This is a genomic window from Actinoplanes sp. CA-015351, assembly GCF_050955685.1.
Classification (GTDB): domain Bacteria; phylum Actinomycetota; class Actinomycetes; order Mycobacteriales; family Micromonosporaceae; genus Actinoplanes.
The window spans coordinates 4,866,427-4,882,015 of sequence record NZ_CP192102.1 but is presented as its reverse complement, the minus strand read 5'-3'; the positions used below and the strand labels follow the sequence as shown (position 1 = coordinate 4,882,015).

The window sequence follows — 15,589 nt, the reverse complement described above, 5'->3', positions numbered from 1 at the left end:
CATTGATGGCAACCTAAGTCATCCCTAGGGTGAGCCCATGCTGTACGGGCGGGATGCGCTGCTCACCGCGATCGACGCCCGGCTGAGCGGCGGAGGCGGGGTGGCCCTGCACGGGCCGCCCGGCATCGGCCGCAGCGTTCTGCTCGACACCGTCGCCGCCCAGGCCGCGGCGCGGGGCGATCTGGTGCTCCGGCTGCGCCCGGCCCGCGGCGAGCGCGGTCTCGCGTACGCCGGCGCCGCCGATCTCGTACGCCAGGTCCCGGCGGGCGCGGTGGCGGCCCTGGCCCCGGCGCCGAGACACTGGCTCGCCGCGCTCCGCCAGGGCCGGCCGCCGCGCACCGGCGGACCGGCTCTGGCGCGGCGGCTGGTCCTGCCGGAGCTGCTCGCGCACTGCGCCCGGATCGTCCCGGTGCTGATCGTGATCGACGACGCGCAGTGGCTGGACCCGCAGTCGGCGGAGCTGATCGCGTTTGCGATGAGGCGGCGACCAGGGCCTCGAATACGAGCATTAATTGCGACAAAAACGGTAAAAGCGATGCGACTCTGCCCTGCCCCGGCCGTAGAGCTCACTGTCCCACCTTTGGAACCCGACGACCTCGCCGCCATGCTGGAGGCTCACGGCCTGCCCTGCCGCGCCGCGAGCCGGCTGCACCAGGCCAGCGCCGGAAACCCCTACGTCGCGCTCGCCCTGAGCAAAGGCCAGGACGCCCGGGACTGGGCCGCCGAGCGCCTGCGCGAACTGCCCGCCGAGGTGCGGGAAACCCTCCTGGTCGCCGCCCTCGCCACCACACCCACCCCGTCGCTGCTGCTGCTGCGGGCCGGCCGGGACGACGCCGAACGCGAGCTGCGCGCCGCCGCGGCCGCCGGGATCATCGACAGCAGGCTCCGGTTCACGCCGCCACTGCTCGGGCAGGTGCTGGCCGACGAGACCCCGGCCGCCGAGCGGTTCGCGGTGCACACCGCCCTCGCCGTCGCGGCGACCGATCCGATCGACGCGTTACGGCACCGCGCCCTGCGTACCAACCGGCCGGACGCCGCGGTGGCCGGCGCTCTCGCCGACGCGGCCCGGCGGTGCGCGCAGCGCGGCGCCGACCGCACCGCCGCCGAGCTGTACGTCCTGGCCGCCGACCGCTGCCCGCACGGACTCGCCGCCGACCGGCTGAACTGGCTGGTCACCGCGGCCCGCACGGCGATCACCGGAGGATCCCCGGCGCTCGCCCGCAAGGCCGCTGACGCGGTCCTGTCCGCGCGGACCGCGCCACCCGCGCACCGGGTACGCGCCCGGCTCGTCCTGATCGACCTGGCCGGACAGGACCTGGCCGGGATGGCCGAGACCCTCGCCGCGGCCCTCGCCGAAGCCGGCGACGATCCCGCGCTGCTCGCCCCGGTGCGGTTGCGGCTCACCTGGCAGGCGTTCCTGATGGGCGACGCCGACCGAGCCGCCGCGCACGCCCGGGAAGCCGAGCAGGCGGCCCGGCAGGCGGCCGACCCGACCACCGAGGCGATGGCGCTCAGCGCGCTCGCCCAGATCCTGCGGACCCGCGGCGAACCCGGCTGGCGGGACAGCCTGGACCGGGCCCTCGCGCTGCCGGCCGCGCCGGCGCCGGACTGGCTGCATTACGGCCCGCAGTACACCGCCGCGCGGTTCGCCCTCTTCGACGACCGGCTCGACGAGGCCCGCGCCGACCTGCTGACCCTGCTCGCCGTCGCCGAGCACGACCGGATCGGCGAGGCCCGGGTCGAAGTCCTGCGCAGCCTCTCCGAGGTCGCCACCCGGGCCGGGCGCTGCCAGGAAGCACTGCGGTACGCCCACCGCGCCGCCCGTGCCGCACAGGACGCCGGACTGAGCCCCGGCCCCACCTGGTACACCGCCGCCGTCGCCGAGCTGGCCGGCGGCAGCCTGGCCGCCGCGGCCGGGTTCGCCCGGCGGGGCATCCGCGCGTCCGAGCAGGAGAGCGACGGCCTCTACCTGCGGCGTTGCCTGCACGCCCTGGGGCAGGCCGAGCTGCGCGCCGGCGACACCCGGGCCGGTGTCGCCACCCTGCGCCGGCTGCGTGACTCCGAGGCCGAATCGGGCAGCGCCGACCCGATGATCGTGCGCTGGCACGCGGATCTCGCGGCCGGCCTGGCAGCGCTCGGCGAGCACGCTGAGGCGGCGTCGACGCTGGCCCGGGCCCGGACGGTGGCGAATGGGCTCGGCGCGGTCCCGGCCCTCGCCGGATACCTGGACCGGGCCGCCGCGATAGTGCAGTCCGAGTCGGGCCGCGCCGACGACGCGGTGCAGCTCTCCACCGCGGCGGCCCACCTCTTCGAACAGTTGCGGCAACCCGTCGAGCAGGCGCACGCCCTGCTGGTGGCCGGTGGCGCGGAACGCCGCCGCCGGCGGTACGCGGCCGCCCGGGTGGCGATCGGTGCCGCCCTCGCGCTGTTCATGGCCGCCGACGCCCGGCCGTGGGCGGAGGAGACCGAACGGGCGCTGATCCGCACCGAGACACCGGACCAGGGTCTCACCTCGACCGAGCTGCGGATCGCCGCGATGGTCCGGGACGGCGCCAGCAACCGGGAGATCGCCTCCCGGCTGTACCTCAGCGTCAAGACCGTCGAGGCGACACTTACCCGGGTCTATCGCAAGCTCGGGGTGCGCTCCCGTACCCAGCTTCTCTCCCGCCTCGCGGTGTCCGAGATCACCGGGCTCAGCTGACCAGCAGCTTCGCGACGCACAGTGACCTGGGTTACCGGAAATCCGTGGTCGCCGTCACTTTCGTCGCGGGAGTTTTACCTGGTGGATTTGGGGATGAAGCGCAGCCGAGGGATTGTTGTACCCGGAAGCGACGAGGCTTTCTCCGTCACTATCCGTCGAGGAGTTCGACATGCGATTTCTTCGTAACGCCCGTAAGACCATCGCCGACAACCGTGCCGAGCGCCGCGCCCACCGCCAGCTGAGCGACGAGCTGGCCGCGTTCCGCACCGCCGCCGAGCGCAGCGAGCTGGACATGATCCTGAGCCGGCACAGCGCCGACGAGACCCGCGAGATCCACGCGATTCTGAACCAGCAGGACGCCGAACGGCGCTACCAGGTGGGTGTCGGAACACACCAGAACTGATCCACACTGTCCACGGGCCGCCGAGGGCCGGCCCGGAGGGTTACCGCATGCGCTGTCCGGACCGTCCCCGGATCGCGCACGCTGACCCGGAACCGCCCCTGGCGAGCGAAGTGCGCCAGGGGCGGTTCTCTTTTCCGTTTCTGTCGTGCCGAGATCAAGCTTCCCCATCGGTTTTTCAGCGAGCTTGCAGAATCTTCAGGGATTCTGTGAAGCATGCTTGAGGTCTCCGCGCTCGGGTGGACCGTCACCATCGGTGTCATCGTCGCCCTGCTCGCCCTCGATTTGACTCTCGGGGTGCTTCGTCCACACGTTGTCGGCTTTCGTGAAGCCGCCGCCTGGTCCGTCTTCTATATCGCCGTCGCGATCGCGTTCGGTGTCGTTTTCGGAAGCATCGCCGGATGGGATTTCGGCACCGAGTACTTCGCCGGATACATCGTCGAGAAGAGCCTGTCGGTCGACAACCTCTTCGTCTTCGTCATCATCATGAGCACGTTCGCGGTGCCCGAGCGATACCAGCAGGAAGTGCTGACGTTCGGCATCATCATCGCGCTGATCCTGCGGGTCATCTTCATCGCGGTCGGCGCCGCGCTGCTCAGCGCGTTCTCGTTCATGTTCCTGATCTTCGGCCTGATCCTGCTCTACACCGCGGTCCAGCTCTTCCGGCACCGCGACGAGGATCCGAGCGTCGACGACAACGCGCTGGTCAAAGCCGGTCGCCGCTTCCTGCCCGTGACGGAGGACTACATCGAGGGCAAGATGATCACCAAGATCGACGGCAAGCGCATGGTCACGCCGTTGTTCCTGGTCCTGCTCGCGATCGGCGGCACCGACCTGCTGTTCGCCCTCGACTCGATCCCGGCCGTCTTCGGCGTGACCGAGGAGGCGTACATCGTCTTCGTCGCCAACGCCTTCGCCCTGCTCGGCCTGCGAGCCCTGTTCTTCCTGGTCAAGGGCCTGCTCGACCGCCTGGTCTACCTGTCCACCGGCCTGTCGATCATCCTGGCATTCATCGGCATCAAGCTGGTGCTGCACTGGGCACACAAGGACATCAGCGACAGCGTCCCTGAGGTCAGCACGCCGGTCTCGCTCGCCGTCATCCTCGGCATCCTGGTGATCACCACGGTGCTCAGCCTGATGAAATCGAGCAAGGACCCCTCCCTGAAAGCCCACCCCGGCAGCCTCCGCGCCAACCCCGACAAACAACACTCGGAGAAATGACTCACGGCCCGGCGGTCCTCCGCCGGGCCGTTTTTCTTCGGTACGCGTTTCGCAGGAAGCCCGTGACACCCCCGGCGACCCCATTGCCGGGTCACGGCCGTTGCGCCACTTTCGCTACCGGTGCCCACTCACCGCCGACGACCCCCACCGTCCTCCGCCGTGCCCTGTCGTCCTCCGCCGTCCCGCGCCGTCCCCGCGCGCCGTCTCCCGCCGTCCCGCGCGCCGTCTCCCGCCGTGACCCTGGCTGCCGATCTTGTCGACTTACCCGGCACCGCTCCCGCGCAGTTCCACAAGATCGACCAGGAGTCCTCGATCTTGTGGACTTGCGCCGCCCCGTGTTGGTGGAGTTCCCCAAGATCGCGGGGGCGGCGAACCCGCGCAGTTCCACAAGATCGACCAGGAGTCCTCGATCTTGTGGACTTGCGCCGCCCCGTGTTGGTGGAGTTCCCCAAGATCGCGGGGGCGGCGAGCCCGCGCAGGCCACCGATCTGTCCGAGCGGCGGCCGGGCGCGTGTGCGCCGGCCGCGCGGATGTGCGCCGGCCGGGCGGATGTGCGCCGGCCGGGCGGGTGTGCGTCGGCCGGGCGGGTGTGCGCCGGGGCTCAGGCTGTCTGGAACGAGCGCTTCGACAGGCCCATCCAGAAGCCGTCGACCGGCTGCTCCGGCGCCGCCTCCGGGTCGCCCGAGGCGCCCAGGGTCAGGAACATCGGCGCGAAGTGCTCGATCGTCGGGTGGGCGTACGGCATCCCGGGGGCCAGGGTCCGGAACTCGGCCAGCTCGTCGACCGCGCCGCGCGCCAGGGTCTCGGCGGCCCACGCGTCGAACTCGCGGGACCAGCCCGGCGCGTTCGCCTCCGGCCGCCAGTCACGCAGGAACGGCAGTCCGTGCGTGGTGAACCCGGAGCCGACGATCAGCACGCCCTCGTCGCGCAGCGGCGCGAGCCGGGCGCCCAGGCCGAGCAGCGCGTCGGGTTCCAGAGTGGGCAGTGACATCTGCAGCACCGGGATGTCGGCGTCCGGGTACATCACGGTGAGCGGCACGTAGGCGCCGTGGTCCAGGCCCCGGCCGGTGCGCGCGACGGTCTGTGAGTCCGGCATCAGCGCGGCCACCCGGTCGGCCAGCTCCGGCGCGCCGGGCGCCGGGTACGTCACCTGGTAGTACTTCTGCGCGAATCCGCCGAAGTCGTGGACGAGCGGCACCGTGGTGGTGGCGCCGAGCATCAGCGGCGCCGACTCCCAGTGCGCCGACGCCATCAGGATCGCGGTGGGGCGGGGGAGCCCGGTGGCCAGCTCCTGCAACTGGGCGACCCAGGTCGGGTCGTCAACCAGCGGTGGGGCGCCGTGACTGAGGAAAAGCGCGGGCATCCGCACGGTGGCCTCCTTGAAGCTTCAACCATTCTCCACCACCGTAGCCCGCGTTGCTTGACCAGTCAACTATCCCCGAGAGTAGTTACTCTGCGTAGTTTCCCCAGGATCATGATCACGCTGCGCCGAACCTGGGGCGTACCCAAGACGATCTTGGTAATAAGTTGATGACATTAAATATTGACGAGGTCGAACAACGCTTCTTCGTTTATTGATCGACGCTCAAATTCCCAGTCCAAGACTGTGATCAACAACGCCCACTATGGAGCCGACATTTGTCTCATCTGGACGTTGCGCCTGGACGCGGGAGCTGGCAGGCTACGTCCCGTCGCGCCGGGGGGAGCGAACAGTAATTGCTTCGTGATTCGTCACCACATTACTCAAGGTGAACAACGCGGGCATTTCCCAAGGCGTCGAGAGGAGACCAAGCAGTGGCGTCCCCGCCGCAGCTTCCGCCCGCGGATGACCTGTATCTCACTGCCCACGACACGATTCGGGGCAAATCCCTGCTGTCACCGGCCACCCTCGGCCTCGGTCTCGGCGCGGCTCTGCTCGGCGAGTTGATGTTGTGGCGGCGCGTCGACCTGGTCGAGACCGAACTCGTGGTCATCGACGAACGGCCGACCGGCGACGCCGCGACGACCGCCGTGCTGGAGCAGCTACGCCGGGAAGCAGGGCAGCACGGCGTACGCAACTGGCTGTCGTACCTCTCCACCGGCATCGCCACCGACCTGGTCGAGCGCCGTCTCGCCCGGCCCGGTCTGATCAAGCGGGTGGAGAAGCGCGGCCTGCTCAGTACCAAGGTCTCCTTCGTCCCCGCCGACTCGATGACCGCCGGCTGGCCGGCCACCCGCATCCGTACCAAGGTCTCCCGCGACGAGCCCCTCGACGTGGCCGACCTGCTCCTGGCCGGGCTGATCCTCGCCACCGGCCTGGACCAGCACGTGCTCGCCACCCTCAACGCCCGCGACCGGGCCGGGCTGTTCGAACAGTTCCGCCGGCTCTTCCCGGCCATGTTGCAGCAGCTCGTCGCCCAGGCCGAGGCGGCCGTCGGTGACGCTGTCATGGCCCGGCGCGCCTGACCCGCCTCACACCCACCCCCACACAGAAAAATCCTGGAGTCAGCGTGTCCTCGACCGCAACCAAACCCCCTGGAAGTCAGCTCTCCGACGCCCTGGCCCGCGACCGGCTCGGCGTCGCCGCGATCGTCTTCTTCATGATGTCGGCGGCCGCGCCGCTGACCGTGGTCGCGGGCGTCGTCCCGACCGGTATCGCGGTGACCGGGCTGACCGGCATCGCCATCGCGTTCCTCGCGGTCGCCCTGGTGCTCGCGCTCTTCTCGGTCGGCTACGTCGCCATGGCCCGGCACATCGCCAACGCCGGCGCGTTCTACGCGTACGTCGCCCAGGGCCTCGGCCGGCCGGTCGGCGTCGGGGCGTCCTGGGTCGCGCTGCTGTCGTACAACATGTTCCAGGTCGCGTCCTACGGTGGTTTCGGCGCCATCGCGCAGCCGCTGTTCCTCGACTGGTTCGGCGTGGACGCCCCGTGGTGGGGCATCGCACTGATCGCCTGGGCGCTCGTCGCGGTCCTCGGTGTCCGTGACGTCGCCGTCAACGGCAAGGTCCTGGCCACCCTGCTGGTCGCCGAGATCGCGCTGACCCTGGTCTTCGCGGTCGCCGAGATCTTCACCGACGGCTTCGAGCCGTCGACCGCTGCGCTCGACCCGGGCACCCTGGTCGGCGCCGGCTCCGGCGCGCTGCTGGTCATGGCGGTCACCGGCTTCGTCGGCTTCGAGCAGTCGGTGGTCTTCAGCGAGGAGTCCCGCGATCCGCGCCGCACGGTTCCGCGCGCCACCTACATCGCGGTCGCGATGATCGCCGTCATCTACGCGTTCGCCTCCTGGGCGATGATCTCCGCGGCCGGTGACAACGTGGTCGAGCGGGCCGGCGCCGAAGGCCCCGAGCTCTTCTTCAACCTGGCCGCCGTGCCGCTCGGCAGCGCCGCCCTGCACCTCGGGCACATCCTGTTCCTGACCTCGCTGATCGCCGCGATGATCTCGTTCCACAACATCATCGCCCGGTACATGTTCTCGCTCGGCCGGGAGGGCGTGCTGCCCCGCGCGTTCGGCCGTACCGTGCCCGGCACCGGCGCGCCGAAGAACGGCTCGCTCGCCCAGTCGGCGGTCGGCCTCCTCGTGATCGTCGCGTACGCGGTCTTCGGCTGGGACCCGCTGGTCCAGCTCTTCTTCTGGGGCGGCACCGGTGGCGGCCTGGGCGTCCTGCTGCTCGTCACGATCACCTCGTTCGCGGTCATCGGGTACTTCGCCCGCAAGCCGGAGGGCGAGGACGTCCTGCACCGGGTCGTCGCTCCGCTGATCAGCTCGGTCGCGCTGCTGGTGATGTCCTACCTGGCGATCGACAACATCGCCGGGCTGCTCGGTGTCGAGCCGGGCAGCACCCCGGCCATCGTGGTGCCGCTCTCGTTCGCGGTCCTGCTGGCCGGCGGCATCCTCTGGGCGCTCTACCTGCGCTCGGCCCGCCCGCAGATCTACGCCGGCATCGGTCTCGGCTCGCGCAGCGCCACCACCACCGGTGGTTTCGCCGCGGCGCTCAACGAGACGGAGTCCCGATGAGCGCCCCCGTGAACGAGCCGGTGATCCGCTCGATCCGTGCGGACGAGATCGAGGCCGTCGGCGCGTTCATCTCCAACGCCTTCGACGACCTGGCCGCGAACCACTACCTCGTCCCGGTGCCGGCCGAGCGCGAGACGGTGATGGCCGGCTTCTTCAGCCTGGAGTCGGAGACCGCCTTCAAGCAGGGCCGGATCGAGGTCATCGATCACCCGGACGGCGGGTACGCGGCAGCCGCCGTGTGGTTCGACCGGGTGACCGACCTGCCCGAGGCCGAGGCCTACATGGAGCGTCTCGAGGCGATCGCCGGCGACCACTTCGAGCGTTTCGGCGCCCTGGGTGAGCTCTTCGACAAGAACCACCCGCACGAGCCGCACTGGCACCTGGCCTTCCTCGGGGTCCGCCCGTCGGAGCAGGGCAAGAGCCTCGGCAGCACGATGATGAAGCACGTGCACGACGAGCTCGATGCGAACGGCACGGCCGCGTACCTGGAAGCGACGAACCAGAACAACGTGCGCCTGTACCGCCGCCACGGTTACCAGCCGATGGATCCGTGCGAGATCTACCTGCCGGACGGCACCGCGTTCTACCGGATGTGGCGCGCCGCGTCCTGATCGGAGAAGCCCGGCAATCAGCCGGGGTACGGGCGAACAGCCCGTACCCCGGCTTTTTGGGTATTGACGCGGAGAGCGTCCCGTAATTACATCGAAACCAGGTCCAACCCAGCGTGGCCGACCGGGTACCGCTGGGTGAACACGCCCATGGCCGGCCGGAAGGACCACGCATGCCCGCAGGCGTCAACCCACTCGTCCGGCGCGGCAGCTCCGCCGAGCGGCCGTACGACGTGATGGTCAGCCCGGAGAACGCCGGCTGGCACTACAGCGGACTGCGCGTGGTGGCGCTGCCGGTCGGCGGGCGGGTCCGGTTCATGACCGGGAACGACGAGATGCTGGTCCTGCCGCTCGCCGGTGGCTGCGACGTGGCCTGCGATGACGAACGGCTCACGCTCACCGGGCGCCGCAGCGTCTTCTCCCGGGTGACCGACTTCGCCTACCTGCCCCGGGACTCCGCGGTCACCCTGCGCGCGCCGAACGGCGGCCGGTTCGCACTGCCCGCCGCCCGGGCCGGCCGCAAGCTGCCGTTCCGGTACGGCCCGGCCGAGGACGTCCCGGTCGAGCTGCGCGGTGCCGGCCAGGCCAGCCGGCAGGTCAACAACTTCTGTACGCCCGAGGCCTTCGAGACCGACCGCCTGATCGCGTGCGAGGTGCTGACCCCGGGCGGGAACTGGTCGTCGTACCCGCCGCACAAGCACGACGAGGAGGGCCCGGACGAGTCCTGTCTCGAGGAGATCTACTACTTCGAGGTGACGACCAGCCCGGGCGGCGGGCCGGGCAACGGCTTCCAGCGCGTGTACGGCGACGGCGACCGGCCGATCGACGTCTGCGCCGAGGTCCGCACCGGCGACGTGGTCCTCGTCCCGTACGGCTGGCACGGACCGTCGATGGCGGTGCCCGGGTACGACCTGTACTACCTGAACGTGATGGCCGGTCCCGGCGAGCGCCGCTGGGAGGTCCGCGACGACCCGGCGCACGGCTGGGTGCGCGGCCGCTGGGCCGGCCAGGAGATCGACCCCCGGTTGCCGCTCACCTCGGTCAGGGAACGGAGGCGAGCGTGAAGCACCGGCTCACCGTCGCGCAGGCGGTCGTGAAGTTCCTGGCCGCGCAGTGGACCGAACGCGACGGCGCCGAGCAGCGCGCGATCGCCGGGTTCCTCGGCATCTTCGGGCACGGCAACGTGGCCGGCATCGGGCAGGCCTTGTTGCAGGCCCAGCGGGACAACCAGCCGGAGATGCCGTACGTCCTGGCTCGCAACGAGCAGGCGATGGTGCACACCGCCGCCGGGTACGCCCGGATGAGGAATCGCCTCTCCACGATGGCCTGCACCACCTCGATCGGGCCCGGCTCCACGAACATGCTCACCGGCGCGGCCCTCGCCACGGTCAACCGGCTGCCGGTACTGCTGCTGCCCTCGGACGTCTTCGCCACCCGGGCCGCCACGCCGGTGCTGCAGGAGCTGGAGGATCCGCGCGCCGGCGACGTCTCGGTGAACGACGCCTTCCGTCCACTGTCGAAGTTCTTCGACCGGGTCTGGCGGCCCGAGCAGCTGCCGTCCGCGCTGCTCGGCGCGATGCGGGTGCTGACCGACCCGGCCGAGACCGGCGCGGTCACCCTCTGCCTGCCCCAGGACGTCCAGGCCGAGGCGTACGACTTCCCGGACGAGCTGTTCGCGAAGCGGGTGTGGCACGTGACCCGCCCGGCGCCGGACCCCCTTGCCGTCGAGCGGGCCGCCGCCGCGATCCGGGGCGCCGCCCGGCCGCTGATCGTCGCGGGCGGCGGGGTGATCTACTCCGAGGCGTCGGCCGTGCTGGACCGGTTCGCCCGGGAGACCGGGATCCCGGTCGCCGACACCCAGGCCGGCAAGGGCGCGCTCGCCTGGGATCATCCGAACGCGGTCGGCGGGGTGGGCGCGACCGGCAACCCGGTAGCGAACCGGCTGGCCGGGCACGCCGACGTGGTGCTCGGCATCGGCACCCGGTACAGCGACTTCACCACGGCGTCCCGCAGCGTCTTCCAGCACCCGGCGGTGCGGTTCGTGAACCTCAACGTGGCCGGCTTCGACGCGGGCAAACTCTCCGCGCTGCCGCTGGTCGGCGACGCGCGGGCCGGGCTCACCGCGTTGCGCCCGGCCCTGCACGGGCGGCGGTTCACCGGGGACTTCCGGGACGATGTGGCGGCGTGGCAAGGGGCTGTCGAAAAGGCGTACCGGGGCGATATGGCGTACCCGGGGAAGAAGGGTGAGCTGCCCACCCAGGCCGAGGTGATCGGGGTGGTGAACGAAGCGTGCGGAGCGCGCGACGTCGTGGTGCAGGCGGCCGGCAGCATGCCCGGTGACCTGCAGCGGCTGTGGCGCGTGCGGGATCCGAAGCAGTACCACGTCGAGTACGGGTACTCCTGCATGGGATTCGAGATCGCCGGGGCGCTCGGCATCAAGATGGCCGACCCGGGCCGCGAGGTGTACGCGCTGGTCGGCGACGGCTCCTACCTGATGATGGCGCAGGAACTGGTCACCGCGATAGCCGAAGGCGTGAAGCTGATCGTGGTGCTGGTGCAGAACCACGGGTTCGCGTCGATCGGCGCCCTCTCCCAGTCGATCGGCTCGCAGCGGTTCGGCACCGCCTACCGGTACAAGACCGCCGCGACCGGCGATTACGACGGCGCGCGGCTGCCGGTCGACCTGGCCGCCAACGCGGAGAGCCTGGGCGCCGCGGTGATCCGCTGCCGGACCGCTACCGACCTGGCCGAGGGACTGAAGCAGGCGCGCGAGTCGGAACGCCTGACGGTGGTGCACATCGAGACCGACCCGCTCGCCGGCGGACCGTCCTCGGAGGCCTGGTGGGACGTGCCGGTCGCGGAGATCGCCACCCTGCACAGCACCCGGCACGCGCACGCCGGATATCTGGAGGAGAAGAAGCGGCAGCGGCACCACCTGCGTCCCGGAGACCGTTCCTGAAAGGATTTTTCATGAGAAGTCGGATAATCGTCGTGGCGTTCGCCGCGGTGCTGCTGGTGGCCGGTTGCAGCTCGGGCGGGCGGGAGGAGTCCGGCAACGCCCCCAAGCAGAGCTCCGGTTACACGATCGCGTTCGTCACCCACGAGACCCCCGGCGACACGTTCTGGGACAAGGTGCGGGCCGGCGCCGAGCAGGCCGCCACCGACACCGGCGTCGACCTGAAGTACTCCAACGATCCGGACGCGGGCAAGCAGGCCACGCTGATCCAGCAGGCGGTCGACTCCAAGGTGCAGGGGATCGCCACCACCCTGGTCACCCCGGACGCCCTCGCCGGTTCGGTGAAGGCCGCGACCGGCGCCGGCATCCCGGTGGTCGGGCTGAACGCCGGCATCGACCAGTACAAGTCGCTCGGCGCGCTGATGTACTTCGGCTCCGACGAGACGCTGGCCGGCGAGAGCATCGGCGAACGGCTCGCCACGGCCGGCGCGAAACACCCGATCTGCGTGATCCACCAGCAGGGCTCGGTGTCGCTCGAAGCCCGCTGCGCCGGGGTGCGGAGCAAGGTGGCCGGGACCGAGAACCTCCAGGTCAACGGCGCCGACGACGCCGCCGTCACGACGGCGCTGCAGGCGAAGCTGGCGCAGGACAAGTCCATCGACTACATCGTGACGCTGGGCGCGCCGGTCGCCCTCGACGCGATCCAGGCCACGACGCAGGCGGCCAGCTCCGCCAAGCTGGTCACCTTCGACCTCAACAAGGAGACGGCGCAGGCCGTGAAGGACGGCAAGATCGTGTTCGCCGTCGACCAGCAGCCGTACGCGCAGGGGTACATGGCGGTCACGTCGCTCTACCTGTACCTGAAGAACGGCAACGACCTGGGTGGTGGCGGGCCGGTGCTGACCGGGCCGTCCTTCGTGGACGCGGCGAACATCGACACGATCCTGCCGTTCACCGAGAAGAACACGCGGTGAGCCTGTGCCGGGGGCGTTCTTTTCTTGAGAACGCCCCCGGTTGTCGTTGTCAGCCCGGGATCACCAGGACCTGACCGGGAATGATCCGATCCGGGTTGTCGATGATGTCGCGGTTCAGCCGGAAGATCTCCGGCCAGCGGTTGCCGTCGCCGAGCTGGGCCCTGGCGATGTCGAAGAGCGTGTCGCCCTTCTTCACCGTGTACAGCTTCGGAATCGGTCCGACCGGCTCCCGGGGCGGCAGCAGGAAAACCTGACCGGGGAGAATGCGGTTCGGGTCGCGGATGTCCTTACGGTTCAGCACGAAGATCTGCGGCCACCGCTTCTCGTCGCCCAGCTGGCTGCGGGCGATCCCGGTGAGTGTGTCGCCGTCCTTGACCGTGTAGGTGCTCGGCGCCGGCGGCTGGGCCGGGCCACCACCACCCAGCACACCCGCCAGCCGCAGGATGTCGGCCAGCTCGAACGTGCCGGCCTTGGCCGACGGCAGGGTGGGCCGCCAGCCCGGGATCTTCAGGATGGAGTCCTCGCTGCGCCGGACCAGTCCGACCAGGACCTCGGCCACGATGGTGCTGCCGACCTTGCCGAGCCGCTCTCCCTGATGCTCGTGCGCGGCCTCGGCGAGGATGTAGTACCAGAGCGGGGTCCGGGTGGTGAGGCTGCCCTTCCTGAGCGCCTCGGCCTGGTCGCCGTTCACGTCGCCGGTCGCCGCGAGCAGCTGGTCCGCGGTCAGCGGAGTGAAGCCGAGCAGCGTGGCGACCGCCTGACCGGTGGGCAGGCGCAGCCGGTAACCGCGGAGCAGGTTACGCACCGCGAGCCGGGCGGCGAGGTCGGGCTTCTCCCGTTCGCCGTCGACGGTCTGCAGGTTGAACAGGCCGAGGTCACCGACCTTGGCCAGGGTGGTGTCGATCTTCCGGGTCTTCTGCCCGGCGTCGCCGACGATGTTCTCCCACTCGATGATCCAGTTTTCCGGGAGCGTGTCGAAGTCGCCGAGCTGGCCGCTGAGCGCGCTGAACGTGAACAGCAGCTCCAGGGTGGCCGGCCGGCGATCGGCGAAGTTGAAGTTGGTGTTGAAGTTGTAGCCGGCCCGGACCATCGAGTGGCCGAACCGGTACGCCGCCACCGAGAACTCCAGGGGCATGAAGAAGCTCGCGCCCCACGGGTCGTACCAGCGGTTGCCGTTCTTCACGACGTCGTCGACGATGGCCTTGTCGCAGACCCGGTGCAGGAAGTCCTCGATCACCACGTGCTGGTAGTGCTGGCGCAGCGTGCGCTGCGCGATCTCGAACGACAGACCCTGCTTGACCAGCGCGTTGTGCGCTCGCAGGAACGCGGTGTGCAGCTGCGAGATGATGGTGTTCTCGTCGTTGCGCGGGTCACCGATCCGGGCCGCGCGGTCCAGCTCGAACGTGTCGTTGCGCGGCAGCCGGGGCAGGTCGTTGAAGTCGTCCTTGCCGTCCGGGCGCTTGAACGGCTCGTTGGGGCTCGGGGTCTTGGAGACCTTGCCGACCAGCATCCGCTTGCCGTCCGGCTCGCGCGGCGCCGCCGGGTCGTACACGCTGTCCAGATCGAGCGTGGCGGTACGCCGGTTGCGCAGCGCCTTGCGGACCTCGTGCAGCGGCAGCGGCTTCATCGCCGTGTCGAGCAGCTGGTCCATGGTGCCCGAGCCGGGCTCCTGGATCTCCAGGGTGATGTCGTGGTCGACGAACTGTCCGAAGTAGGTGTAGACGGCGGGGATCGGGCTGTCCTCGCCCCGGACGTCCGGGTCGGCCATCGCGGTGCCGAGCTCACTGAGCCGGCCGGGGGTCTGCGGGGTCTCCTCGACGAGGTTCTCCGGGTCGTCCTGCAGGTCGGGGAAGAGCAGGTCGAACGGGCCTGGCGGCGGGGTGCCGGTGAGGGCGAAGGTTGTTGACGACTCGGCGCTGAAGGCGGCGAACTCGTCGCGGGCGGCGGTGAGGTCCTTCTCGGTCAGAGGTTTTCCGTGCGATAGACGCGCCATGGTGGGTCCCTTCACGTCGGCCTGTTCTACCCGGGCCACATTAGGAAGGTTCCAGCACTCAGAGAGACGTGTGGATGACACATAGGAGTGGTTGTGTTGGCAGATGGCGTTGATTCAGCCGTTCGAGCGTCTAGTTAGCGCTTTTTCTCAGTCCGTCGAAGGCGAGGGTCGTGATCGTCTCCGCGATGGCGGCGGGATCGCCGCGGTCCGGGCGGTACCACTCGATCAATGAGTTGACCATGCCGAACAGGAGCCGGGCCGCGGTCGCCGGGTCGACGTCGGTGCGGATGCCGCCCTCGGCCTGAGCCTGCTCGACCAGATCGGTGACGATGCTGTCGAATTCCCGGCGGCGGGTGAGCGCGTGTTGCTCCGCCTCGGTGTTGCCGTGCACCCGGAGAAGCAGGGTGACGAATTCCAGGCGTTCGGCGAGGACGAGGACGCTGCTGTGGATGAGTTCCTCGAGCCGTGCTGCCGGTGTCGTCCCCGCGCTTTTCGCGGCGGCTTCGAAGAGGCCGTCCAGCGCGCGGTCGACGGCCATCGTGAGCAGCTGTTCCTTGCTGCTGACGTGGTGGTACAGGGCCGACTTGGTGATGTTCAGTGACTCGGCCACGTCGAACATGCTGGTGGCGTCGTACCCATGGGTGTTGAAGAGACGCACCGCGGCGGCGAGAACGGCGTCCTGGTCGTGGCCGGGGCGTCCGCGGCGTCGCGGGGTCATGGTCAGTCAACTTACCCGCTTCG

Annotated in this window: 12 protein-coding genes; 9 read left to right on the top strand and 3 right to left on the bottom strand. The window is 70.1% G+C overall.

Annotated elements, in window-relative coordinates; genetic code table 11:
- Positions 1 to 37: 37 nt before the first annotated feature.
- The 3 genes from ACQP2E_RS22570 to ACQP2E_RS22560 all read left to right on the top strand — a co-directional run bounded on the left by ACQP2E_RS22570 (position 38) and on the right by ACQP2E_RS22560 (position 4,322).
- On the top strand, positions 38 to 2,701 hold the full coding sequence (locus ACQP2E_RS22570; RefSeq protein WP_433824921.1) for an AAA family ATPase: 2,664 nt from the start codon (positions 38 to 40) through the stop codon (positions 2,699 to 2,701).
- Between the two features lie 169 nt (positions 2,702 to 2,870).
- On the top strand, positions 2,871 to 3,104 hold the full coding sequence (locus ACQP2E_RS22565; RefSeq protein WP_433824920.1) for a hypothetical protein: 234 nt from the start codon (positions 2,871 to 2,873) through the stop codon (positions 3,102 to 3,104).
- 213 nt (positions 3,105 to 3,317) lie between these two features.
- The gene (locus ACQP2E_RS22560) at positions 3,318 to 4,322 is read left to right on the top strand and encodes a TerC family protein (protein WP_433824919.1); all 1,005 of its coding nucleotides are present in this window, start codon (positions 3,318 to 3,320) and stop codon (positions 4,320 to 4,322) included.
- A 601-nt stretch (positions 4,323 to 4,923) separates the two neighbouring features.
- Here ACQP2E_RS22560 and ACQP2E_RS22555 read toward each other — a convergent pair.
- Positions 4,924 to 5,685: a dioxygenase family protein gene (locus tag ACQP2E_RS22555; RefSeq protein ID WP_433834010.1), complete on the bottom strand. Its 762-nt coding sequence runs from the start codon at positions 5,683 to 5,685 to the stop codon at positions 4,924 to 4,926.
- A gap of 431 nt (positions 5,686 to 6,116) precedes the next feature.
- On the opposite strand from ACQP2E_RS22555, the gene ACQP2E_RS22550 reads away from it, so the two are divergent.
- From ACQP2E_RS22550 to ACQP2E_RS22525, 6 genes are all read left to right on the top strand, one after another.
- The gene (locus ACQP2E_RS22550) at positions 6,117 to 6,767 is read left to right on the top strand and encodes a GOLPH3/VPS74 family protein (protein WP_111653941.1); all 651 of its coding nucleotides are present in this window, start codon (positions 6,117 to 6,119) and stop codon (positions 6,765 to 6,767) included.
- A 44-nt stretch (positions 6,768 to 6,811) separates the two neighbouring features.
- Positions 6,812 to 8,317: an APC family permease gene (locus tag ACQP2E_RS22545; protein ID WP_433824918.1), complete on the top strand. Its 1,506-nt coding sequence runs from the start codon at positions 6,812 to 6,814 to the stop codon at positions 8,315 to 8,317.
- A complete protein-coding gene (locus tag ACQP2E_RS22540; RefSeq protein WP_433824917.1) occupies positions 8,314 to 8,928 on the top strand; it encodes a GNAT family N-acetyltransferase in 615 nt (204 codons plus the stop codon). Before ACQP2E_RS22545 ends, ACQP2E_RS22540 begins: the two co-directional genes overlap by 4 nt.
- A gap of 170 nt (positions 8,929 to 9,098) precedes the next feature.
- A complete protein-coding gene (gene iolB, locus ACQP2E_RS22535; protein ID WP_433824916.1) occupies positions 9,099 to 9,989 on the top strand; it encodes a 5-deoxy-glucuronate isomerase in 891 nt (296 codons plus the stop codon).
- Positions 9,986 to 11,884 (top strand): 3D-(3,5/4)-trihydroxycyclohexane-1,2-dione acylhydrolase (decyclizing), encoded by a 1,899-nt coding sequence (gene iolD / locus ACQP2E_RS22530; RefSeq protein WP_433824915.1) that lies wholly within the window; start codon positions 9,986 to 9,988, stop codon positions 11,882 to 11,884. The genes iolB and iolD overlap by 4 nt, the downstream gene beginning before the upstream one ends.
- Positions 11,885 to 11,895: 11 nt before the next feature.
- Positions 11,896 to 12,855, top strand: a complete 960-nt coding sequence (locus ACQP2E_RS22525) for a substrate-binding domain-containing protein (RefSeq protein ID WP_433824914.1) — start codon at positions 11,896 to 11,898, stop codon at positions 12,853 to 12,855.
- Positions 12,856 to 12,904: 49 nt separating this feature from the next.
- Here ACQP2E_RS22525 and ACQP2E_RS22520 read toward each other — a convergent pair whose 3' ends face one another.
- Positions 12,905 to 14,848: a LysM peptidoglycan-binding domain-containing protein gene (locus tag ACQP2E_RS22520; RefSeq protein WP_433824913.1), complete on the bottom strand. Its 1,944-nt coding sequence runs from the start codon at positions 14,846 to 14,848 to the stop codon at positions 12,905 to 12,907.
- A 130-nt stretch (positions 14,849 to 14,978) separates the two neighbouring features.
- Positions 14,979 to 15,566 (bottom strand): TetR/AcrR family transcriptional regulator, encoded by a 588-nt coding sequence (locus ACQP2E_RS22515; protein ID WP_433824912.1) that lies wholly within the window; start codon positions 15,564 to 15,566, stop codon positions 14,979 to 14,981.
- Between the last annotated feature and the right edge of the window lie 23 nt (positions 15,567 to 15,589).